The sequence below is a fragment of the Streptomyces sp. NPDC004752 genome, from assembly GCF_053601275.1.
In genome coordinates this window covers 12,502-34,631 of record NZ_JBSGBN010000049.1, presented here as the reverse complement: position 1 = coordinate 34,631, position 22,130 = coordinate 12,502, and the positions used below count along the sequence as shown (strand labels likewise).

The window sequence follows — 22,130 nt, the reverse complement described above, 5'->3', positions numbered from 1 at the left end:
CGGGCAAACGCGGAGGCCAGACAGGGTCAGCTTTCCGAGGCGTACGTCACGAAGGCCGACCAGGCGGTCGGTGTGAGAGCGAGCCGGGGACCGCTGGTGTTCTTGGAGTCCCGCACGTGGACGGTGCCGGGGCGGGTGGCGATCTCGACGCAGGACTCGCCATTGGTACCGCCGCTGTAACTGCTCCTGAACCACACCAGTTCGGAGGCGTCTCCTGCGGTGGGCTTGCGGATCATGTCTCCTCCAGCAGTTGCTCGTCGCGGACTCCCCAGAGGCTGAAGATCTCGACCAGTCGGTCCGCCTGCCACCGGAGCAGGAGGCGGACCGAGCCCCGAGATCAGCCCTCGGACGCGTACGTCACGAAGGCTCCCCACGCGGTTGGTGTGAGAGCGAGCCGAGGGCCGCTGATGTTCTTGGAGTCGCGGACGTGTACCTCGCCGGGACCGGTCGCGACCTCGACACAGGACTCGCCATCAGTGCCGTCGCTGTAGCTGCTCTTGAACCACGCCAGCTCGGAGGCATCCTTGGCAGAGGCATTGCGAATCATGTTTCTCCCAGCAGTAGTTGCTCGATGAAGACCAGCGACTCCCGGGGCGTGAGAGCCTGCGCACGGATAGTCCCATAACGCAACTCAAGGATGCGCAGTTGCTTCGGGTCGGAGGTCGGCCGACCGTTGAACGCGCCGTCGGAGCGCCCCACCGCCGTACCGTCCGCGAACTTCAGAACCTCAATCCTGCCGTCCACGCCGGGGTGGGCATCAGTCTTCGTTGGCATCATCTGAAGAGTGACGTTGTGCAACCGCCCCACCTCCAGCAGGCGTTCGAGTTGCTGTCCCCACACCATTGTGCCTCCGACTTCCCGCCTCAGCGTTGCCTCCTCCAACACGAAACTGATGGAGGGAGCCGGGTCCCCTTCGAAGATCGACCGTCGGGCCATGCGAGCAGCCACCATGCGCTCCACATCATCGGGCGAGTACGGCGGCTGCGCTGCTTGGAAGAGCGCGCGTGCATGATCAGGTGTCTGCAACAGCCCGCTGATGCTGTTGCAGACGTAGACCCCGATCTCGACCGCCTGCGCCTCCAACTTGGCCAGCGCCCGAACCGTCTTCGGGTACCGGACCTTCTTCACGTCCTCCCACGTAGCCGCGATGAGCCCATCCGCCCCCAACACCTCGTCCGACTTGATCAGGTACTCCTGCCGAGGAATCCGCTTGCCGCCCTCGACCTTGTAGACCAGGTCCTCCCCGTACCCCACCGCCAACCCGAACTCGGCGGCCCGCATCCCCGCCGCCTCGCGCCGCAGCTTCAACTGCCGTCCCACGGTGGTGATCACGGCCACGCCCCACTCGTCGTCGGGGTCCACCTCCCACCCCGGCTCATCCGCCTCGTCCCTGCGCCCTACCGCCTCACCGTCCACCGACATTCCGCACTCCTCCGTAGTCCCGCGCCGTACCGCGGCGCCCTACCCGTACCAACCGCCGCGACGGCCCGGACAGCACCGGACAACCCGCCGACAGTCACCGTACGCAACCGATTACTCACTCCTCACGGTACGCAGACTGGGCCACGCTGAGTGATGTGAACCAGGAAATCGCCGGGCCGCACGCCCAACTCGACCACACCATCCGGCACTTCAGCGTCCTGCTGTCTCCCACGCCGCGCGGAGCCCGGCTCGCCCGGCTACTCGCCACCGCGCGCCTTCGCGGCTGGGGTCTGCCGCCGGACTCCGCGGAACAGATCGTGGCCGAGCTGGCGGCCAACGCCGTCACCCACGGTCACGCCCCCGGCCGGGACTTCCGGCTGACCCTCTACGTCGTGGGCGACACGCTCCGTATCGAGGTCAGCGACGCCCGAGGGGATCGGCTGCCGCACGTCCAACACGGCGTTCCCTGCGGTGAATCGGGCCGCGGTCTACTGCTCGTGGAAGCGCTCGCCGACCGCTGGGGAGCGACCGGAGGTCCCGCTCGACGCAAGACGATCTGGGCCGAACTGCGCGTCACCTGACCGGAACCCGTTCCCTCCTGCCCTAGTCCGCGAAGCGGAAGGTGGAGGTGATCGCGTCGAAGATGTCGAAGAACGAGTCGGCCAGGTCCAGGACTTGGCTGCTGCCCGCGACGAGGGCCACCTTGCCCTCCTGCCCCGGCACCGGGATATACGTCTGCATCAGCACGGCCCGGACGGTGCGGTTCAGGCTGTCGCCCGGTACGGGGATGTCCTCGATGCCGTGGGTGCGGGCGGCCGGGCCGACTCCGGGCAGGTCGACGGTCGTCACCTTCCGCCAGGAGTCGCCGGGCTTCCTCGCTTCCTTGACGGCGAGTTGGGCGGCGATCGCGCCGGGGTCGTTGGGCAGGGGCGCGCCCTCGCTGGTGCGTCCGCCGACGAGCGAGACGGTGACCGAGCCGGTGATCGGAGTGTCGCCGCCGAAGCTCTCCGCCATGCAACCGCAGTACAGCGCGCCGGACTTCCAGGCGTCGGCCGCGGCCTTCCGCAGGAAGTCGGTGTACGTGTCGCGGTACGGGGCCAGTTCCGGGTGCTGCTCGACCCGCTCGTTCACCATGCGCCGGATCGAGTCGTCACGCGACTCCGGGCGTACGTCGAACTCCCACCACGACTCCGGCACCTTGATGCGGAAGCCGCCGCGCTCGATGGTGAGCGTCTCCATGTAGCGGGCCATGGCTGTCGTGTCCCCCGTTTCGTCGACCACTTGTCCAGGCAGCATGCTGTTGTACGGTGCGGCCAGCCTACGAGAACCGAGAACGGGGGACGGACGCATGGGCAAGGGCAAGAGCGACCTCTCGCTCCCGCTGACCGAGCTTGAGGACTACGGCCGGCGTCTGCGCTCGATCAAGACCCGCCTGAACCACACCAAGAAGCTGTTCGAGTCCTACAAGGACGACATCGGCGACGGCAAGGTCAACGACGCCCTGGACGACTTCGAGTCGAACTGGGAGGACGGCCGCGAGGACATCACCCAGCAACTGGACGCCCTCGCCGACATGTCCGACACGGTGGTACGCGAGTTCAGGAAGCTCGACGACGACCTGGCGAAGAAGGTCAACGACGCGGTGAAGACGGAGGACAAACGAGGCCCGCGGCAACAGGGGGCGAAGTGACCCTACGCGGACCCTGAACGCCGAGAGGCCCGTACGACCTCAAGTCGTACGGGCCTCCCAAAGACCTGCCGGATCAGTCCGAGATCACTTGTTGATCTTGGTGACCTGGCCGGCGCCCACCGTGCGGCCACCCTCACGGATGGCGAACTTCAGGCCCTCTTCCATGGCGATGGGCTGGATGAGCTCCACCTTCATCTCGGTGTTGTCACCCGGCATGACCATCTCGGTGCCCTCGGGGAGGGTCACCACGCCGGTCACGTCCGTCGTACGGAAGTAGAACTGCGGACGGTAGTTGTTGAAGAACGGCGTGTGACGGCCACCCTCGTCCTTGGAGAGGATGTACGCCTGCGCCTCGAACTCGGTGTGCGGGGTGACCGAGCCCGGCTTGATGATGACCTGGCCGCGCTCGACGTCCTCACGCTTGATGCCGCGCAGGAGCAGACCGACGTTCTCACCGGCCTGGCCCTCGTCGAGCAGCTTGCGGAACATCTCGATACCGGTGACCGTGGTGGTGGTCTTCTCGGTCTTGATGCCGATGATGTCGACGGTCTCGTTGACCTTGAGGATGCCGCGCTCGATACGACCGGTGACGACGGTGCCACGACCGGTGATCGTGAAGACGTCCTCGATCGGCATCAGGAACGGCTTGTCGACGTCGCGCTCCGGCTCCGGAATCGCGCTGTCGACGGCGTCCATCAGGTCCAGGACCGACTGGCCCCACTCCTTGTCGCCCTCAAGGGCCTTGAGCGCCGAGACCTTGACGACCGGAACGTCGTCGCCCGGGAACTCGTACTCGGAGAGGAGCTCACGGACCTCGAGCTCGACGAGCTCCAGGATCTCCTCGTCGTCCACCATGTCGGCCTTGTTCAGGGCGACGACGATGTACGGAACGCCGACCTGGCGGGCCAGGAGCACGTGCTCCTTGGTCTGCGGCATCGGGCCGTCGGTGGCGGCGACCACGAGGATGGCGCCGTCCATCTGCGCGGCACCGGTGATCATGTTCTTGATGTAGTCCGCGTGACCCGGGCAGTCGACGTGGGCGTAGTGGCGCGCCTCCGTCTGGTACTCGACGTGCGCGATGGAGATGGTGATACCGCGCTGACGCTCCTCGGGAGCCTTGTCGATCTGGTCAAAGGCCGAGGCCTCGTTCAGGTCCGGGTACTTGTCGTGCAGCACCTTGGTAATGGCGGCCGTGAGGGTCGTCTTACCGTGGTCGATGTGACCGATGGTGCCGATGTTGACGTGCGGCTTAGTCCGCTCGAACTTCGCCTTCGCCACTGGGGTCCTCCTGTGGAGTGGTTCTGTACGCCTTACTCATCGGCGCCAGGTGATCTTTGCTGTAAAGGCCCGGAACCCGGGGGCATTCCGTCCGCGTTTGCGGGGGAATGCCCCTGGAGGCTCCGGAGTCAAGCCTACGGCGTGTGAACGGGGTGCGTTACTCGCCCTTGGCCTTCGCGATGATCTCCTCGGCGACGTTCCGCGGAACCTCGGCGTAGGAGTCGAACTGCATCGAGTAGCTTGCGCGACCCGATGTCTTGCTGCGGAGGTCGCCGACGTAGCCGAACATCTCCGACAGGGGCACGAGGCCCTTGACGACGCGGGCACCGGCCCGCTCCTCCATGGCCTGGATCTGACCACGGCGGGAGTTGATGTCGCCGATGACCTCACCCATGTAGTCCTCGGGCGTGGTGACCTCGACGGCCATCATCGGCTCCAGGAGCACGGGGCTGGCCTTGCGCGCAGCCTCCTTGAAGGCCTGCGAACCGGCGATCTTGAACGCGAGTTCGGAGGAGTCGACCTCGTGGTAGGCACCGTCGAGCAGGGTGACGCGCACGCCGGTCATCTCGTAGCCGGCGAGGATGCCGAACTGCATGGCCTCCTGCGCACCGGCGTCCACGGAAGGGATGTACTCCTTCGGGACGCGGCCACCGGTCACCTTGTTCACGAACTCGTACGAGGCGTCGCCGCCCTCGATCGGCTCGATCGCGATGATGACGCGGGCGAACTGGCCCGTACCACCCGTCTGCTTCTTGTGGGTGTACTCGACCTTCTCGACGGCCTTGCGGATGGTCTCGCGGTACGCGACCTGCGGCTTGCCGACGTTGGCCTCGACCTTGAACTCACGGCGCATACGGTCGACCAGCACCTCCAGGTGCAGCTCGCCCATGCCGCCGATGATGGTCTGACCGGTCTCCTCGTCCGAGTGGACCTGGAAGGACGGGTCCTCCTCGGCCAGCCGCTGGATCGCGATGCCCAGCTTCTCCTGGTCGCCCTTCGACTTGGGCTCGATGGCGACCTGGATGACCGGCGCCGGGAAGTCCATGGACTCCAGGATGACCGGGTTCTTGTCGTCGGACAGCGTCTCACCGGTGGTGGTCTGCTTCAGGCCCATGACGGCGACGATGTCGCCGGCGCCCACCGACTCGATCTCCTCACGCTTGTTGGCGTGCATGCGGTAGATCTTGCCGATGCGCTCCTTGCGGCCCTTGACGGAGTTCAGCACGGCGGTGCCGGACTCCAGGCGGCCGGAGTACACCCGGACGAAGGTGAGCTTGCCCAGGTGCGGGTCGCTCATGATCTTGAACGCCAGCGCGGACAGCGGCTCCTCGTCCGACGGCTTGCGCTTGACGACCACCTCGGGGTCCTTGACGTCGTGGCCCTCGATGGCCTCGACGTCCAGGGGCGAGGGGAGGTAGCGCACGACCGCGTCGAGCAGGGGCTGAACGCCCTTGTTCTTGAAGGCGGTACCGCAGAACACCGGGGTGACGGTGGTGCCGGTGCCCTTGCCGGACGCGATGGTGATACGACGGATCGCCGCGTACAGCTGCTCCACGGAGGGCTCCTCGCCCTCCAGGTACAGCTCCATCAGCTCTTCGTCGTTCTCGGCGACGGCCTCAAGCAGCTTGCCGCGCCACTCGTCGGCGGCCTCGGTGTGGGTGGCCGGGATGTCGACGGTGTCGTACATCTCACCCTTGGTGGCCTCGGCGGACCACACCAGGGCCTTCATCTGCACCAGGTCGACGACGCCCTTGAAGTCCGCCTCGGCACCGATCGGCAGCTGCATGACCAGCGGCTGGGCGCCCAGACGGTCGGAGATCATGTCGACGCAGCGGTGGAACTCGGCACCGGTGCGGTCGAGCTTGTTGACGAAGCAGATACGCGGAACGCCGTAGCGGTCCGCCTGACGCCACACCGTCTCGGACTGCGGCTCCACGCCGGCGACGCCGTCGAACACCGTCACGGCACCGTCGAGGACGCGCAGGGAGCGCTCCACCTCGACCGTGAAGTCGACGTGGCCCGGGGTGTCGATGATGTTGATGGTGTGGTCGACGTCGTCCATCGGCCAGTGACAGGTGGTGGCAGCAGAGGTGATCGTGATGCCACGCTCCTGCTCCTGCTCCATCCAGTCCATGGTGGCGGCGCCGTCGTGGACCTCACCGATCTTGTACGAAACGCCGGTGTAGAACAGGATCCGCTCGGTGGTGGTCGTCTTGCCCGCGTCGATGTGGGCCATGATCCCGATGTTGCGGACCTTGGCCAGGTCAAGTGAAGTAGTAGCCATAAGGCTTCGGTCTTCTCTCGGTCTCGATGTGGGTAGCGACTACCAGCGGTAGTGCGCGAAGGCCTTGTTGGACTCGGCCATCTTGTGCGTGTCCTCGCGCTTCTTCACCGCGGCACCGAGGCCGTTGGAGGCGTCGAGGAGTTCGTTCAGCAGCCGCTCGGTCATGGTCTTCTCGCGACGGGCGCGGGAGTAACCGACCAGCCAGCGCAGCGCCAGGGTGTTGGCACGACCGGGCTTGACCTCGATCGGAACCTGGTAGGTGGCGCCACCGACACGGCGGGACTTGACCTCAAGGGTCGGCTTGATGTTCTCAAGGGCGCGCTTGAGCGTGATGACCGGGTCGTTGCCGGTCTTCTCGCGCAGGCCCTCCATGGCGCCGTAGACGATGCGCTCGGCGGTGGAGCGCTTGCCGTTCATTAGCACCTTGTTGATCAGGGAGGTCACCAGAGGGGAGGCGTAAACCGGGTCGATGATGACCGGGCGCTTCGGGGCGGGGCCCTTACGAGGCATTCTTACTTCTCCTTCTTGGCGCCGTAACGGCTGCGGGCCTGCTTGCGGTTCTTGACACCCTGGGTGTCGAGGGAGCCGCGGATGATCTTGTAGCGAACACCCGGCAGGTCCTTCACACGGCCGCCGCGCACGAGCACGATGGAGTGCTCCTGCAAGTTGTGTCCCTCACCCGGAATGTAAGCGGTGACCTCGATCCCGCTGGTCAGACGCACACGCGCGACCTTACGCAGGGCCGAGTTCGGCTTCTTCGGGGTGGTCGTGAACACACGCGTGCAGACGCCACGACGCTGAGGGGAACCCTCAAGTGCGGGCGTCTTGTTCTTCTCGACCTTGTCCTGCCGGCCCTTACGGACCAGCTGCTGGATCGTAGGCACTACTTCTCCGGTTTCTGTGTGCCGATGGGTACAGCTAACCTGGAACGCCTCCGACCCACGCGGTCGGGTGTGTCGAACCCGCGGACTCCCGCCGCGCGGCGAAAAGATCGCAGATTACGGTGGCCGGTGTCGGCTCGCGATGCGGTTGAAGGCACGCACCAGAGCCAGGGCACACCCCAGGCACAAGGTCTGAGCGTACCCAGCGCATTCGCTGCGGTCAAAACAAATGGACCACGACCGTCTCGCCCCGCGAATGAGGTCGAGCCCGGGCACACTGTGTGATCTTCAAATCGCCGATCGGGCCCGCTCAGCCGCCCTGATCATGGCCGATTGCCGCCGGTCTCACGTGCGAGCGCTTCCAGTACGTTGAGTGATTGCGACACTACAGCAGCTCAGTGGGGGCGGGATGGTCGGGGGGCGCACGCGTGCATGGGACGACGATGGTTTCGACGATGCCGTGCCCTTTCTGGCGAGGCTGGAGAAGCAGGACCGGGTGGCCCTGCTCTCGATCGGCCGCCCCCTGCACTACCGGGCCCGCGCCGTCCTCATACACCAGGCCGAGCCCTCCGCCCACGTCCTTCTCGTACTGCACGGCTGGACCAAGGTCACAGCCAGCGCGGCCAACGGTTACGAAGCCCTTCTCGCCCTGCGTGGACCCGGTGACATCCTCGGTGAGGGCGCGGCGCTGAGCGGCCGCCACCGCTCAGCGACCGTGACGGCCCTGGAACCGGTCGAGGCGATCGTCATCGATCAAGGCCGCTTCACTTCCTTCCTCGCGGAGAACTCCCGGGTGGCGCTGCAGTTGCTGAGCCTGACCACCGACCGGCAGCGAAGCACCGACCGCCGTCGGCTGCAATGGGCCGCTCTCACCGTGCGCGAGCGGCTGGCAGTCCTCCTGCTCGAACTGGTCCGCACCCACGGCAACCGCACCGACGAGGGCATCGAACTCACCATCGGGCTGAGCCAGCACGAATTCGCGGGCTCGGTCGGTTCCTCCAGGGAGGCGGTGGCCCGGCTCCTCAAGGAGCTGCGTGCCCGCGAGGTCGTCGTCACCCGCCGACGACGCATCGTCGTACTGCGCCCCGACGTGTTGCGCCGCATCGCCGGCGAGGGCCCTGCCTGACGCACATCGCGCCGCGTCTTGTCTGCGCACACGGTCACAGTTCTTCCGCGCCATCCGCCCCTCCGCGACACGGCTCCGGACCGCCATCGTGCCGGTAACCCAACTCGTACGAGAGGCAGCCATGACCGATCCCGTGAACCGCACCATCCTGCTCTTCGACATCGAACAGTTCGGCGCACGCGACGACGTGGAGCAGGCGTACCTGCGGCGAGTCCTCTACGACGTCGTCGACGCCACCCTGGTCGCCGCCACCGTGGACGAGACGACCGCCTTGCGCGCGGACCGCGGGGACTCCGTCATGGAGCTCATCGACGCCCAGGTCCCCGTTCAGGCCCTGGTGAAGACCCTGCTGACCGAGACTCCTTCCCTGCTCCACAGCAAGAACCGGCTGCTCGCCAGAAGCACCCGGATGCGGCTGCGCATCGTGCTCTCATCCGGATACGTCGCCGTCGACGAACTCGACGGCTGGGTCGGCTCGGATCTCAACCACGCGGTACGTCTCCTCGACGCCGATGCCCTCCGGGATGCCCTGAAGCAGCGAGAAGACGACTGCGTGCTGTGTGTGTCGGACGGCGTCTACAAGGGAGTGGTCCGGCACGGCCCGCTTGGTGTCCGCCCCGACGACTTCCACCCCGTGACGGTGGACACGAAGGAGGGGCCGACCGTGGCCTGGCTGCACGGCCGGCCGTCCCAGGCCGCGGCGAACACCTCCGGCACCTCACCCGCGGACCCGGCCGCCGGCCTCCCGGTCAGCCACACCAGCATCGCCGGAGACCAGTACGGCGTCAGCGGCGGCACCGTGCACGGTGGTCTCCACTTCGGCAGCCCCGGCCGGGGTGAACACCGATGAGCCAGGAGACAGCGACCCCCACCACGCCGGCTGAGGGGCAGTCCGCTCAGGAGACCGAGCAGAAGCAGGAGGAACAGACAGAGGCAGCGGAAGGACAGCGCCAGGAGGCATGGGCCGCCCGCAAGGCTCTGATCCAGCATGGCCCGTCCTTCGTCATGTCGCTGGACCGGACCGCCTCGGCCACTCAGGTCGGCCGCGACCAGTTCGGCGTCAGCGGCGGCACGGTCCACGGCAACGTGACCAACTACTTCGGCGGCCCCGCCGAGCGCCCCGAGCACCTCTCCGGTGTGGTCCCGGCAGAAAAGATCAAGGAGCTGGCGGATGTCTTCCGCAGCTGCCCGAGCTTCGATGAGGCTCTCGTCCGGCTTCGTGGCGACAGGGTCGTGATCCTGTCCGGCGGGAGGGACACGGGCCGCCAGTCCGCCGCGCTGATGCTGCTGCAACGAGCAACCGGCGGCACGGTGCGCACACTCGTCCAGCCCCGCTCGCTGTCCGCGCTGCTCGACCATCTGGACCGCGCGGACGGCTATCTCCTGCAGGACTTCGCCGCCGACCGGAGCACCCCCCTGCGCGAGCCCCACCTGCTCAGCCTGCGTGAGCAGTTGGAGCGCTCCGGCGGTCACCTCGTCATCACGGTCGAACCGTCCGCGGCCCTGGACGACGTTCCGTTCGTACGGTGGGAGCCGCCGCCCACCGAAGAAATGCTGCACGCACACGTCACACCGTGCGTCGGGGAGGCGGAGTGGCAGAACCTGTGCGGGCGGGCCCCGGTGCAGGAGTTCCTCGCCCGGCAGCAGCAGCCCACCGCGATCAAGGAGTTCGCCCAGCGGCTCGTCGCCGTACAGCGCGGTGAAACCGATGAGCAGGCACTCGCCGCCTACAGTGAGCAGGCCATTGACGCACAGGTGTCCCGCTGGCTCACCGACGACCAGCGCGGACTGCGCGACAAGGCGTTCCTCATCTCGCTCGCCGTCTTCGACAAGGCGCCGTACGCGGTGGCCGCCGAGCTCGCCGACGTGCTCTACGCACGCCTGCAGCACACGGCTGACCCTCGCGATCGGCCGGTGATCCCGGTCTTCGGCAGTTCCCGTGAGAACCGGCTCGGGCTCGCCCACGCCCGCGGTTACCACGGCACGGAGGTCACCCAGTGGGGCGTCGTCGGCCAGTTCATCGCCGAGTTCCGCGAGGAGCGCACGGCCAAGACGCTGCTGGAGGCCGTATGGAACCTCCATCCCTCCGCCCGGCCGGCCCTCGTCGAGTGGATCAGCCGACTCGCGCGGGACGGCCGTCCCCTCGTCCGGACGCGGGCGGCATCGGCGACCGCGCAGCTTGCCGCCGCCGACTTCTCGTCCGCCATGGCCCACCTCATCGAACCGTGGGCGGACGCCCGTTTCCCTGACTCCTGGCTGACCGCCGCCAACGCCCTCACCCTGGCCCACCTGCTGGAGGTCCGAACCGTCCTGCCCGTCCTACGGGACTGGTGCACCAAAGGAACCGACAGCCGCCGCTGGACAGCCATCCGTGCGTACGGCCTGCTCGGACCGGTGGCGCCCGAGGAGACCCTGGACGTTCTCCTGGACGCCGTCCGGCAGCAGCCCGACCCGTTCGACGAGGAGGGTGAACTCACCGAAGACGTACAGCAGTTCGCCGACGCCCTCGAACTGCTGCTCCTCGTGGTACGGGAATCCGTGCTGGCTGCGCTCGCCGAACGCCTCGACATCGATCGCACGGTCCGTGCCTACGCGGTCCGCGCCTTCCTACAGGCATGCAAGCAGACCGAGGAGCCCGACGACCGGCCGCTGATCCTGCACTGGTACGCCCAGGCCGTCGCCACCGACGACATGTCCACGGCACGCCACCTCGCCATGTTCTGGGAGCGACTGCTGGCCGACCGCACGTGCAACGAGGAGGCGCTGAAAACCCTCGGCGGCTGGGTGCACAGGGCGGACGACAACCCCGACGCCGAATGGGCCCTGGCCTCCCTGCTGCCGGCCATCACCGCCGTTTCGGCCAACGACCGCCGCGTCGGCCACCTGCTCCGCACACTGCGCGACTCCCCGGTGGCCCCGTCGTCGGCCGCCGCACGGCTGCTGGACCGCGTAGCCCGCCGTTGATACCCAGCCCCCACACCGGCACAGGAGACCGATCATGGAAGACATCCCCTCCGAGCCCGTACGGCCCGCCGCGTCCGAGCCGCCGGAACCCGCCGATGAGCGGCTCGACTGGTTCCAACGTCAACCCGAACATCCTGGATCCGGCCGCCTGGACCCGGACCCGGTCCGTACCGTCTGGCAGCTGCCGCGCTTCCGTCTCGGCGGCCGACGCTTCACCGGGCGCATCGACCACGCCCTGGTCTGTGTCACCCGCAGGGGTGAGTACGACACCTTTCTCCCGCCCGGTCGGCCCACGTCCGTACGGCGCTACGTCGCCCTCTACGAGGTGGACACCGATCCGCACAGCTTTGGGCTGCGGCTGCCCCTGCCCAGCCTCGTCGACAGTTTCGAGTTCGAGGTCACCGCCGACGTCACGTGGCGCGTCGACGACCCTGAGTCGTTCGTCAAGAGCCAGGAGCGGGACGTACCCGGCCTCGTCACCCGGGAACTGCTGCCAGTGATGCGATCCGTCTCCCGCAGGCACCGCATCGAGGCGAGCGCCGAAGCCGAACACTCCGTGCAGCAGGCGGTGAAGCATGCCTCGTGGATCGGGGCGGACCAGGGGCTGCGCGTCGCCTGCTCGATACGGCTGCGGCGGGACGCGGCCGAACGGTCCCACCAGGCCAGGCTGCGCACCGCCCGGCACGAGACCGAGGCATTGCCGCCGGAGCACGAGGCGTCCCTGCTCCGCGAGCGGCACGAGGCCACACGGCGGGCCGAGAAGATCGCGTTCTACGAGGGCCATCTGGCCAGGGGCGGCAGCGCGGCGCTCGCCCTGCACTTGGCCACTCACCCCGATGACACGCCTTTGGTCCTCACCCATCTCAGCACGGAGCAGGCGACGCTGGTGCAGCACCAACTGCACCTGATCGACCAAGCCCTGGGCAGCGACCGGCTTGAGGCTTACCACCTGGACGAACCCCACCAGCTCATCGCCGAGCGCATGACAGCCATCCTGCGGGCAACCGCCACCTCCGAGCATGCTTCCGAACCACCGGCGGAGTTGCCGAAGCAGTCCCTGGCCAAGGATCGCCGGGAGTCCGGAACATGACGTCGGCGTCCACGGCGTGGGACAGCCCGCAGGTGCAAGCAGGTACGCGACTCCTCGCCGACATCCGCGCGGAGATCACCCGAGCGGACGCCAAAGCCGCGGTCCTCGTCGGTGTGCTGGGTCTGACGAGCGGTGTGCTCACCGTGCTGCCGACCGGCCGCATCCGCCGCATACCGACCTCGGCCACGGCCCTGGTGTGGTGGGCTGGGGCGACCTGCCTGATCGTCGCGCTTCTGTCGCTGCTCCTCGCAGTGATCCCACGGTACGGCAGGAGCCGCTGGGAACCCGGCCGACCGCTGACGTACTTCGGCGACATCCAGCGCGCAGCGCGAACAAGTGAACTGGCCGAGGCCCTGGTGGACACCGGCAGGGATCCCACCGTGGCACTGCTCCTCGCCCTCACCGAGGCCAGCCGCATCGCGGCGCGCAAGCACCTGTGGATCCGTACGGGTCTGCTCGCCTACGTCAGTGCCGCGGTGCTGCTTCCGGGTTCTGTGCTGCTCGTCTGAAGCGACCGGTTCCATTCACCGACAGCACCCCGGAGGAGTGCCATGTCCGTTCCCCACCACGCCGAGAAGCCCGAGCCGGCCTCCCCCGGCGGCACCCCCGACACCTGCGCCCCACCCGACGCCGACGACAAGGTGCTGTTCCGCGCCGGCCGTGTCCACATTGCCGCCCGTCAGCGCGGCGCAGATGCAACGGTTCTCGTCACCCTGGCTCTGCATCTTCCCCATGCCCTCGCCAGTCTGGCCGTGGTCTTCGTGGCCGCCTACGCCGTGGCCGCCCTGGGCGGCCCCATCTGGTGGATCCCCCTCGGCTGCTGGGTGCTCAGCGGCGCCCTGGTCTTCCACAGGCCCTGCGAGCGCCTCATGGCCCGGTGGCTGTTCGGACTGCGTCACCCCACACCGGAGGAGTCACTCACGCTTCGGACCGTCTGGCGTGAGGTCACCGCCCGCGCCGGGGTGGCCGGCGACGCCTACCAGTTGTGGGTGGAGGACAGCCACGACATCAATGCGATGGCAACGGCCGGCCATATCGTCGGTGTGACCAGCCATTCCTTGAGGGCGCTGCCGCCTCCCCAGCTCGCGGGTGTGCTCGCCCACGAACTGGGACATCACACGCGCGGACATACGTGGGCCTCGCTGTTGACCTTCTGGTACGCGCTGCCCGGTCGGCTCGCCTGGCGTCTGCTACTGCGGCCGGCCAGGCGGGTCGAACGTCTGTCGACGGGTGCGACCGTGCTCGTCGTGGGCCTGCTCGGGGCGGCCGTGATCGCGCTGGCCACGGCGACCTACGGGTTGATATTCCTGCCTCTGGCCACCCCCTACCTGACGGCAGCCGTCTCCCGGCGGGCCGAACTACGGGCCGACGAGCAAGCGGTGGATCTGGGCTTCGGACAGCAGCTCATGGCGCTGCTCAGCGAGGAACACGACCGGAGGCACTCTCAGCGCGCCGACTCCGCGTCCCCGGAGGTCCCGCCGGACAGGGAATCGGTAATCGCCCGGTTGCTGGACTCGCACCCGGACGTCCACACCCGCCTGCATCATCTGCAGGCTCGCCTGGAACGCGAGCGCTGAAACACGCCGAAGGGCGGTCACCCCGTACGCCGGGGTGACCGCCCTTCATCTCATCAAGCGGCTCGCCTACTGGTTGTACGGACCGTAGTCGTAGTCCTCCAGCGGGACGGCCTGGCCGGAGCCCGTGCCGAACGGCGAGTAGTCGATGTCGTCGTAGCCGACGGCCGAGTACATCGCGGCCTTGGCCTCCTCGGTCGGCTCGACCCGGATGTTGCGGTAGCGGGACAGACCCGTACCGGCCGGGATGAGCTTACCGATGATGACGTTCTCCTTGAGGCCGATCAGGGAGTCGGACTTGGCGTTGATCGCCGCGTCCGTGAGAACCCTGGTCGTCTCCTGGAAGGACGCGGCCGACAGCCACGACTCCGTCGCCAGCGACGCCTTGGTGATACCCATGAGCTGCGGACGACCCGAGGCCGGGTGACCGCCCTCCTGGACCACACGACGGTTCTCGTGCTCGAACTTCGTGCGCTCGACCAGCTCGCCGGGCAGCAGCTCGGCATCGCCGGACTCGATGATCGTCACTCGGCGCAGCATCTGCCGGATGATGATCTCGATGTGCTTGTCGTGGATCGACACACCCTGCGAGTTGTACACCTTCTGGACCTCGCCGACCAGGTGGACCTGGACGGCACGCTGGCCCAGGATGCGCAGCACGTCGTGCGGGTTGGTGGCACCCACGGTGAGCTTCTGGCCCACCTCGACGTGCTCGCCCTCGCTGACCAGGAGTCGGGCGCGCTTCGAGATCGGGTAGGCCGTCTCGTCGCTGCCGTCGTCCGGCGTGATGACGATCTTCTTCGTCTTCTCCGTCTCCTCGATGCGCACGCGGCCGCTCGCCTCGGAGATCGGGGCGACACCCTTCGGGGTACGGGCCTCGAACAGCTCGACGACACGCGGCAGACCCTGGGTGATGTCGTCACCGGCCACACCACCGGTGTGGAAGGTACGCATCGTCAGCTGGGTGCCGGGCTCACCGATGGACTGGGCGGCGATGATGCCGACCGCCTCACCGATGTCGACCAGCTTGCCGGTGGCGAGCGAGCGGCCGTAGCACATGGCGCAGGTGCCGACCACGGACTCGCAGGTCAGGACCGAGCGGGTCTTGACCTCGTCGACGCCCCGGGCGATCAGCTCGTCCATGAGGACGTCGCCCAGGTCGGTGCCGGCCGGGGCCAGCACCTTGCCGTCGACCACGATGTCCTCGGCGAGGCAGCGCGCGTACACGGACGTCTCGACGTTCTCCGCCTTGCGTAGAACGCCGCCCTCGCCGCGCTCGGCGATGTGCAGCTTGAGGCCGCGCTCGGTGCCGCAGTCCTCCTCGCGGATGATGACGTCCTGCGAGACGTCCACCAGACGACGGGTCAGATAACCCGAGTCGGCGGTACGCAGGGCGGTGTCCGCGAGACCCTTACGGGCACCGTGCGTGGAGATGAAGTACTCCAGCACGGACAGGCCCTCACGGAACGACGCCTTGATCGGACGCGGGATCGTCTCGTTCTTCGCGTTCGACACCAGACCACGCATACCGGCGATCTGACGCATCTGCATCATGTTGCCTCGTGCACCCGAGTTCACCATCATGAAGATCGGGTTGGTCTTCGGGAAGTTCTCGTTCATCGCCTCGGCGACCTCGTTGGTCGCCTTGGTCCAGATCGCGATGAGTTCCTGGGTGCGCTCGTCCTTGGTGATCAGACCGCGTTCGTACTGCTTCTGGACCTTCTCGTCCTGCGCCTCGTAACCCTTGACGATCTCCTTCTTCGCCTCGGGAACGACGACGTCGGAGATGGCCACGGTGACACCGGAACGGGTCGCCCAGAAGAAGCCGGCCGCCTTCAGGTTGTCGAGCGTCGCCGCCACGATGACCTTCGGGTAGCGCTCGGCGAGATCGTTGACGATCTCGGAGAGCTGCTTCTTGCCGACCTCGTAGTCGACGAACGGGTAGTCCTCGGGCAGCAGCTCGTTGAAGAGCGCACGGCCCAGCGTGGTCTTCAGCCGGAAGCTGTCACCGCTCTGGTACTCCGGCTCGCCCTCCTCGACGGCAGGCGGGGTCCAGCCGCGCGGCGGGATGGTGCCCACCGGGAAGCGGATGTCCACCTTCGACTGGAGCGACAGCTCACCGGCGTCGAACGCCATGATCGCCTCGGCCACGGACGCGAAGTTACGGCCCTCGCCCTTGACGTCGCGCATCTCGCTGTCGGTGGTGAGGAAGAACAGACCGAGAACCATGTCCTGGGTCGGCATCGTCACCGGACGGCCGTCGGCCGGCTTGAGGATGTTGTTCGAGGACAGCATCAGGATGCGGGCCTCGGCCTGCGCCTCCGCGGACAGCGGCAGGTGCACGGCCATCTGGTCACCGTCGAAGTCCGCGTTGAACGCGGTGCACACGAGCGGGTGGATCTGAATGGCCTTGCCCTCGACCAGCTGCGGCTCGAACGCCTGGATGCCGAGGCGGTGCAGGGTGGGCGCACGGTTCAGCAGCACCGGGTGCTCGGCGATGACCTCTTCGAGGACGTCGTACACGACGGTGCGGCCGCGCTCCACCATGCGCTTGGCGCTCTTGATGTTCTGCGCGTGGTTCAGGTCGACCAGGCGCTTCATCACGAACGGCTTGAACAGTTCCAGCGCCATGGCCTTGGGCAGACCGCACTGGTGCAGCTTGAGCTGCGGGCCGACGACGATGACGGAACGCGCCGAGTAGTCGACTCGCTTGCCGAGCAGGTTCTGCCGGAAGCGGCCCTGCTTGCCCTTGAGCATGTCGGACAGCGACTTCAGCGGACGGTTGCCGGGACCCGTCACCGGGCGGCCGCGGCGGCCGTTGTCGAAGAGCGCGTCGACGGCCTCCTGGAGCATGCGCTTCTCGTTGTTCACGATGATCTCGGGCGCGCCGAGGTCGAGAAGCCGCTTCAGTCGGTTGTTGCGGTTGATGACCCGGCGGTACAGGTCGTTGAGGTCGGAGGTCGCGAAGCGGCCACCGTCCAGCTGCACCATCGGCCGCAGGTCCGGCGGGATGACCGGCACGCAGTCGAGGACCATGCCCTTGGGGCTGTTGGACGTCTGCAGGAACGCGGAGACGACCTTCAGCCGCTTGAGCGCACGGGTCTTCTTCTGGCCCTTGCCGGTGCGGATGATCTCGCGGAGCCGCTCGGCCTCCTCGTCGAGGTCGAAGGACTCCAGGCGCTTCTGCAGCGCCGCGGCACCCATCGAGCCGTCGAAGTACGTGCCGAAGCGGTCACGCAGCTCGCGGTAGAGCAGCTCGTCGCCCTCCAGGTCCTGGACCTTGAGGTTCTTGAACCGGGTCCACACCTCGTCGAGCCGGTCGATCTCGCGCTGCGCACGGTCGCGCAGCTGCTTCATCTCCCGCTCGGCACCCTCGCGCACCTTGCGGCGCACATCGGCCTTGGCGCCCTCGGCCTCCAGCTCGGCGAGGTCCGCCTCCAGCTTCTTGGCGCGGGCTTCGAGGTCGGCGTCGCGACGGTTCTCGACCTGCTGCCGCTCCACGGAGACATGCGCCTCCAGGGAGGGCAGGTCGCGGGTGCGGCGCTCCTCGTCGACGTACGTGATCATGTACGCCGCGAAGTAGATGACCTTCTCCAGGTCCTTCGGGGCGAGGTCGAGCAGGTAGCCGAGGCGCGACGGAACGCCCTTGAAGTACCAGATGTGCGTGACGGGCGCGGCCAGCTCGATGTGGCCCATCCGCTCACGGCGCACCTTGGCGCGGGTGACCTCGACGCCACAGCGCTCACAGATGATGCCCTTGAAGCGCACCCGCTTGTACTTGCCGCAGTAGCACTCCCAGTCCCGGGTGGGGCCGAAGATCTTCTCGCAGAAGAGGCCGTCCTTCTCGGGCTTGAGGGTGCGGTAATTGATGGTCTCGGGCTTCTTGACCTCACCGTGGCTCCACTGACGGATGTCGTCAGCGGTGGCCAGGCCGATCCGGAGCTCGTCGAAGAAGTTGACGTCGAGCACTATGCGTCAATCCCTCTCAGGGTTGTAAGTCTGTGGTCTGAAACGGGGGCCTGGGGGTCGGCGAGGGACTGGACCTTCACGGTCCGGTCCCCGGCCGGACTCCCGTCAGACCTCTTCGACGCTGCTCGGCTCGCGCCGGGACAGGTCGATGCCGAGCTCCTCCGCAGCGCGGAAGACGTCCTCGTCGGTGTCACGCATCTCGATGGACATACCGTCGCTGGACAGCACCTCCACGTTCAGGCAGAGCGACTGCATCTCCTTGATGAGCACCTTGAAGGACTCGGGGATGCCGGGCTCGGGGATGTTCTCGCCCTTGACGATGGCCTCGTAGACCTTCACGCGGCCGGTGACGTCGTCGGACTTGATGGTCAGCAGCTCCTGGAGGGCGTAGGCGGCGCCGTACGCCTCCAGCGCCCACACCTCCATCTCGCCGAACCGCTGGCCACCGAACTGGGCCTTACCACCCAGCGGCTGCTGGGTGATCATCGAATACGGGCCGGTCGAGCGGGCGTGCAGCTTGTCGTCGACCAGGTGGTGCAGCTTCAGGATGTACATGTAGCCGATCGAGATCGGGTCCGGGAAGGGCTCACCGGAGCGGCCGTCGAACAGCCGCGCCTTGCCGGACGGGAGGACCATGCGGTCACCGTCGCGGTTCGGGATGGTGTGCTCCAGCAGACCCGCCAGCTCGTCCTCGCGGGCACCGTCGAACACCGGGGTGGCGACGTTGGTGCGCGGGTCGACCTGGTCGGCGCCGATGGCCTGCAGCCGCTGCGCCCACTCGTCGGCGAGACCGGAGACGTCCCAGCCCTGGCTGGCGAGCCAGCCGAGGTGGATCTCCAGCACCTGTCCCGGGTTCATTCGGGACGGCACACCGAGCGGGTTGAGGATGATGTCGACCGGGGTGCCGTCCTCCAGGAACGGCATGTCCTCGATCGGCAGGATCTTGGAGATGACGCCCTTGTTGCCGTGCCGGCCGGCGAGCTTGTCACCATCGGTGATCTTGCGCTTCTGCGCAACGTAGACGCGGACCAGCTGGTTCACGCCCGGCGGCAGTTCGTCGCCCTCCTCGCGGTCGAAGACGCGCACACCGATGACCTTGCCGGTCTCGCCGTGCGGCACCTTCAGCGAGGTGTCACGGACCTCACGGGCCTTCTCACCGAAGATCGCGCGCAGCAGACGCTCCTCGGGGGTCAGCTCGGTCTCACCCTTCGGGGTCACCTTGCCGACGAGGATGTCACCGGCGATGACCTCGGCACCGATGCGGATGATGCCGCGCTCGTCGAGGTCGGCCAGGACCTCCTCGGAGACGTTCGGGATGTCCCGGGTGATCTCCTCGGGGCCGAGCTTGGTGTCACGGGCGTCGACCTCGTGCTCCTCGATGTGGATCGAGGAGAGGACGTCGTCCTGCACGAGGCGCTGCGACAGGATGATCGCGTCCTCGTAGTTGTGACCCTCCCACGGCATGAACGCCACGAGCAGGTTCTTGCCGAGCGCCATCTCGCCGTTCTCGGTGGCCGGGCCGTCGGCGAGGACCTGACCCTCGACGACCCGGTCGCCCTCGTTGACGATGACCTTCTGGTTGACCGAGGTGCCCTGGTTGGAGCGGGCGAACTTGGCCAGCCGGTAGGTGATGTACGTGCCGTCGTCGTTGGCCGTGGTGATGTAGTCCGCGGAGATCTCCTGGACCACACCGGCCTTGTCGGCCTTGACGACGTCGCCGGCGTCGACGGCGGAGCGGTACTCCATGCCGGTGCCGACGAGCGGCGACTCCGACTTGATGAGCGGCACGGCCTGGCGCATCATGTTCGCGCCCATGAGGGCACGGTTGGCGTCGTCGTGCTCCAGGAAGGGGATCATGGCGGTCGCGACCGACACCATCTGGCGCGGCGAGACGTCCATGTAGTCCACGTCCTCGGGACCGACGTAGTCGACCTCGCCGCCACGGCGGCGGACCAGCACGCGGTTCTCGGCGAAGCGGAACTCGTCGGTCAGCGGCGCGTTGGCCTGCGCGATGACAAAGCGGTCCTCCTCGTCGGCGGTCAGGTAGTCGACCTCGTCGCTGACCGTGCCCTCGGCGACCTTGCGGTACGGCGTCTCGATGAAACCGAACGCGTTGACCCGGCCGTACGAGGCGAGCGAGCCGATCAGACCGATGTTCGGGCCTTCCGGCGTCTCGATCGGGCACATGCGGCCGTAGTGCGACGGGTGCACGTCACGGACCTCGAAGCCGGCCCGCTCACGGGAGAGACCACCCGGGCCCAGGGCGTTCAGACGCCGCTTGTGCGTCAGCCCCGACAGCGGGTTGTTCTGGTCCATGAACTGGGACAGCTGGCTGGTGCCGAAGAACTCCTTGATGGAGGCGACGACCGGCCGGATGTTGATCAGGGTCTGCGGCGTGATCGCCTCGACGTCCTGGGTGGTCATGCGCTCGCGCACGACGCGCTCCATACGGGCGAGACCCGTACGGACCTGGTTCTGGATCAGCTCGCCGACGCTGCGGATACGACGGTTGCCGAAGTGGTCGATGTCATCGGTCTCGACCATGATCGAGCGACCGGACTCGCCGACCGTCTCGGTCTCGCCGGCGTGCAGCTTCACCAGGTACTTGATGGTGGCGATGACGTCGTCGGTGGTGAGCACGCCGGCGTCCAGCGGCTCGTCCGCACCGAGCTTCTTGTTGACCTTGTAGCGACCGACCTTCGCCAGGTCGTAGCGCTTCGGGTTGAAGTAGAGGTTCTCCAGAAGCGTCTGCGCGGCCTCACGCGTGGGGGGCTCGCCCGGGCGCAGCTTGCGGTAGATGTCGAGCAGCGCGTCGTCCTGGCCCTGGGTGTGGTCCTTCTCCAGGGTGGCGCGCATCGACTCGTACTCGCCGAACTCCTCCAGGATCTGCTCGGTCGTCCAGCCGAGCGCCTTCAGGAGGACGGTGACGGACTGCTTGCGCTTGCGGTCGATGCGGACACCGACCATGTCGCGCTTGTCGATCTCCATCTCCAGCCAGGCACCCCGGGACGGGATGATCTTGGCGGAGAAAATGTCCTTGTCGGACGTCTTGTCGATGGAGGAGTCGAAGTAGACACCGGGGGAACGGACCAGCTGGGACACCACGACACGCTCGGTGCCGTTGATGACGAAGGTGCCCTTGTTCGTCATGAGCGGGAAGTCGCCCATGAAGACGGTCTGGGACTTGATCTCGCCGGTCTCGTTGTTGGTGAACTCGGCCGTGACGAAGAGCGGGGCGGCGTACGTGAAGTCGCGCTCCTTGCACTCGTCGATCGAGTTCTTCGGCGGCTCGAAGCGATGGTCCCGGAAGGTCAGCGACATCGACCCGGAGAAGTCCTCGATCGGGGAGATCTCCTCGAAGATCTCCTCCAGACCGGACTTGGTGGGGACGTCCTGACCGTTCTCAAGAGCCTCCTCGACCCGACTCTGCCAGGCGGTATTGCCGAGCAGCCAGTCAAAGCTCTCGGTCTGCAGCGCGAGCAGGTTCGGAACCTCGAGAGGCTCCTTGATCTTTGCAAAGGAGATGCGCAGCGGGGCGGTGCTGGCGCCGTTGTTCATATTCGCGGTCGAGGCGTTGCGCGAGGCGGCCAAGAGGGGGTCCTTCCGAGGGCTCGGACTCACTACGCGCGTACCGGCCCCTCTCCCATGTACGAAGACAGAAACCCCAGGTCAAGGGGGGTTCGGTCATCGATGCTCGGGGGAGGACAGACCCCTGGTGACGGACAGGGGACAGTTAACAGGCAGCGCAAAGGGTCAGTGTAGCCACTTGGCACACTGATGTCCAGTCCCACTTTTCTGGGACCCTCGTTGTCTTCAACGCCTGCGCCATGCCTGCCTTCAACGCACGTTGAT

General features: G+C 67.2%; 18 protein-coding genes. 8 read left to right on the top strand and 10 right to left on the bottom strand.

Annotation, left to right across the window (positions count from 1 at the left end):
• Positions 1–26: 26 nt before the first annotated feature.
• The 3 genes from ACWEKM_RS21385 to ACWEKM_RS21375 form a co-directional block, all read right to left on the bottom strand.
• Positions 27–236, bottom strand: coding sequence for a DUF397 domain-containing protein (locus tag ACWEKM_RS21385; RefSeq protein WP_451622773.1), 210 nt, complete (start codon positions 234–236; stop codon positions 27–29).
• A gap of 101 nt (positions 237–337) precedes the next feature.
• The gene (locus ACWEKM_RS21380; RefSeq protein WP_451622772.1) at positions 338–547 is read right to left on the bottom strand and encodes a DUF397 domain-containing protein; all 210 of its coding nucleotides are present in this window, start codon (positions 545–547) and stop codon (positions 338–340) included.
• Complete coding sequence (locus ACWEKM_RS21375) at positions 544–1,422, bottom strand: helix-turn-helix domain-containing protein (RefSeq protein ID WP_451622771.1); 879 nt, start codon at positions 1,420–1,422, stop codon at positions 544–546. The genes ACWEKM_RS21380 and ACWEKM_RS21375 overlap by 4 nt, the downstream gene beginning before the upstream one ends.
• A gap of 155 nt (positions 1,423–1,577) precedes the next feature.
• Between ACWEKM_RS21375 and ACWEKM_RS21370 the strand changes: the two genes are divergently transcribed.
• Positions 1,578–2,003, top strand: a complete 426-nt coding sequence (locus tag ACWEKM_RS21370) for an ATP-binding protein (RefSeq protein ID WP_451622770.1) — start codon at positions 1,578–1,580, stop codon at positions 2,001–2,003.
• A gap of 22 nt (positions 2,004–2,025) precedes the next feature.
• On the opposite strand, the gene ACWEKM_RS21365 is transcribed toward ACWEKM_RS21370, so the two are convergent.
• Positions 2,026–2,673, bottom strand: a complete 648-nt coding sequence (locus ACWEKM_RS21365) for a hypothetical protein (RefSeq protein ID WP_451622797.1) — start codon at positions 2,671–2,673, stop codon at positions 2,026–2,028.
• Between the two features lie 97 nt (positions 2,674–2,770).
• Between ACWEKM_RS21365 and ACWEKM_RS21360 the strand changes: the two genes are divergently transcribed.
• On the top strand, positions 2,771–3,112 hold the full coding sequence (locus ACWEKM_RS21360) for a hypothetical protein (protein WP_451622769.1): 342 nt from the start codon (positions 2,771–2,773) through the stop codon (positions 3,110–3,112).
• 84 nt (positions 3,113–3,196) lie between these two features.
• Here ACWEKM_RS21360 and tuf read toward each other — a convergent pair whose 3' ends face one another.
• The 4 genes from tuf to rpsL all read right to left on the bottom strand — a co-directional run bounded on the left by tuf (position 3,197) and on the right by rpsL (position 7,558).
• Positions 3,197–4,390, bottom strand: a complete 1,194-nt coding sequence (gene tuf / locus ACWEKM_RS21355; RefSeq protein ID WP_376533047.1) for an elongation factor Tu — start codon at positions 4,388–4,390, stop codon at positions 3,197–3,199.
• 157 nt (positions 4,391–4,547) lie between these two features.
• Positions 4,548–6,674, bottom strand: a complete 2,127-nt coding sequence (gene fusA / locus ACWEKM_RS21350; protein ID WP_451622768.1) for an elongation factor G — start codon at positions 6,672–6,674, stop codon at positions 4,548–4,550.
• 39 nt (positions 6,675–6,713) lie between these two features.
• Positions 6,714–7,184 (bottom strand): 30S ribosomal protein S7, encoded by a 471-nt coding sequence (rpsG, locus tag ACWEKM_RS21345; RefSeq protein WP_389012175.1) that lies wholly within the window; start codon positions 7,182–7,184, stop codon positions 6,714–6,716.
• Positions 7,185–7,186: 2 nt separating this feature from the next.
• Entirely contained in the window at positions 7,187–7,558 is a 372-nt protein-coding gene (gene rpsL, locus ACWEKM_RS21340) for a 30S ribosomal protein S12 (RefSeq protein WP_003948652.1), read from the bottom strand.
• A 406-nt stretch (positions 7,559–7,964) separates the two neighbouring features.
• Here rpsL and ACWEKM_RS21335 point away from each other — a divergent pair, with 406 nt between their 5' ends.
• From ACWEKM_RS21335 to ACWEKM_RS21310, 6 genes are all read left to right on the top strand, one after another.
• A complete protein-coding gene (locus ACWEKM_RS21335) occupies positions 7,965–8,681 on the top strand; it encodes a Crp/Fnr family transcriptional regulator (RefSeq protein WP_451622796.1) in 717 nt (238 codons plus the stop codon).
• A gap of 121 nt (positions 8,682–8,802) precedes the next feature.
• Positions 8,803–9,531, top strand: a complete 729-nt coding sequence (locus tag ACWEKM_RS21330; protein WP_451622767.1) for a hypothetical protein — start codon at positions 8,803–8,805, stop codon at positions 9,529–9,531.
• Positions 9,528–11,645 (top strand): hypothetical protein, encoded by a 2,118-nt coding sequence (locus ACWEKM_RS21325; protein WP_451622766.1) that lies wholly within the window; start codon positions 9,528–9,530, stop codon positions 11,643–11,645. Before ACWEKM_RS21330 ends, ACWEKM_RS21325 begins: the two co-directional genes overlap by 4 nt.
• 34 nt (positions 11,646–11,679) lie before the next feature.
• Positions 11,680–12,735 carry a hypothetical protein gene (locus tag ACWEKM_RS21320; RefSeq protein ID WP_451622765.1) on the top strand — a complete coding sequence of 352 codons (1,056 nt, stop codon included), beginning with the start codon at positions 11,680–11,682 and terminating at the stop codon, positions 12,733–12,735.
• A complete protein-coding gene (locus ACWEKM_RS21315) occupies positions 12,732–13,244 on the top strand; it encodes a Pycsar system effector family protein (RefSeq protein WP_451622764.1) in 513 nt (170 codons plus the stop codon). The genes ACWEKM_RS21320 and ACWEKM_RS21315 overlap by 4 nt, the downstream gene beginning before the upstream one ends.
• A 42-nt stretch (positions 13,245–13,286) precedes the next feature.
• A complete protein-coding gene (locus tag ACWEKM_RS21310) occupies positions 13,287–14,312 on the top strand; it encodes a M48 family metalloprotease (protein ID WP_451622763.1) in 1,026 nt (341 codons plus the stop codon).
• Between the two features lie 66 nt (positions 14,313–14,378).
• Here the strand turns inward: ACWEKM_RS21310 and ACWEKM_RS21305 are convergent, their stop codons facing one another.
• Both ACWEKM_RS21305 and rpoB read right to left on the bottom strand, forming a co-directional pair.
• Positions 14,379–18,278 carry a DNA-directed RNA polymerase subunit beta' gene (locus ACWEKM_RS21305; protein WP_451622762.1) on the bottom strand — a complete coding sequence of 1,300 codons (3,900 nt, stop codon included), beginning with the start codon at positions 18,276–18,278 and terminating at the stop codon, positions 14,379–14,381.
• 105 nt (positions 18,279–18,383) lie between these two features.
• Positions 18,384–21,869: a DNA-directed RNA polymerase subunit beta gene (gene rpoB, locus ACWEKM_RS21300; protein WP_451622761.1), complete on the bottom strand. Its 3,486-nt coding sequence runs from the start codon at positions 21,867–21,869 to the stop codon at positions 18,384–18,386.
• Positions 21,870–22,130: the final 261 nt, after the last annotated feature.

Bases quoted from the DNA above. Each gene is read 5' to 3' on its own strand.
- fusA (WP_451622768.1), bottom strand. From the start codon at position 6,674: ATGGCTACTACTTCACTTGACCTGGCCAAGGTCCGCAACATCGGGATC.
- ACWEKM_RS21325 (WP_451622766.1), top strand. From the start codon at position 9,528: ATGAGCCAGGAGACAGCGACCCCCACCACGCCGGCTGAGGGGCAGTCC.
- ACWEKM_RS21375 (WP_451622771.1), bottom strand. From the start codon at position 1,422: ATGTCGGTGGACGGTGAGGCGGTAGGGCGCAGGGACGAGGCGGATGAG.
- ACWEKM_RS21385 (WP_451622773.1), bottom strand. From the start codon at position 236: ATGATCCGCAAGCCCACCGCAGGAGACGCCTCCGAACTGGTGTGGTTC.
- ACWEKM_RS21365 (WP_451622797.1), bottom strand. From the start codon at position 2,673: ATGGCCCGCTACATGGAGACGCTCACCATCGAGCGCGGCGGCTTCCGC.
- ACWEKM_RS21380 (WP_451622772.1), bottom strand. From the start codon at position 547: ATGATTCGCAATGCCTCTGCCAAGGATGCCTCCGAGCTGGCGTGGTTC.
- ACWEKM_RS21310 (WP_451622763.1), top strand. From the start codon at position 13,287: ATGTCCGTTCCCCACCACGCCGAGAAGCCCGAGCCGGCCTCCCCCGGC.
- ACWEKM_RS21360 (WP_451622769.1), top strand. From the start codon at position 2,771: ATGGGCAAGGGCAAGAGCGACCTCTCGCTCCCGCTGACCGAGCTTGAG.
- ACWEKM_RS21320 (WP_451622765.1), top strand. From the start codon at position 11,680: ATGGAAGACATCCCCTCCGAGCCCGTACGGCCCGCCGCGTCCGAGCCG.
- rpsG (WP_389012175.1), bottom strand. From the start codon at position 7,184: ATGCCTCGTAAGGGCCCCGCCCCGAAGCGCCCGGTCATCATCGACCCG.
- ACWEKM_RS21330 (WP_451622767.1), top strand. From the start codon at position 8,803: ATGACCGATCCCGTGAACCGCACCATCCTGCTCTTCGACATCGAACAG.
- ACWEKM_RS21315 (WP_451622764.1), top strand. From the start codon at position 12,732: ATGACGTCGGCGTCCACGGCGTGGGACAGCCCGCAGGTGCAAGCAGGT.
- ACWEKM_RS21335 (WP_451622796.1), top strand. From the start codon at position 7,965: ATGGTCGGGGGGCGCACGCGTGCATGGGACGACGATGGTTTCGACGAT.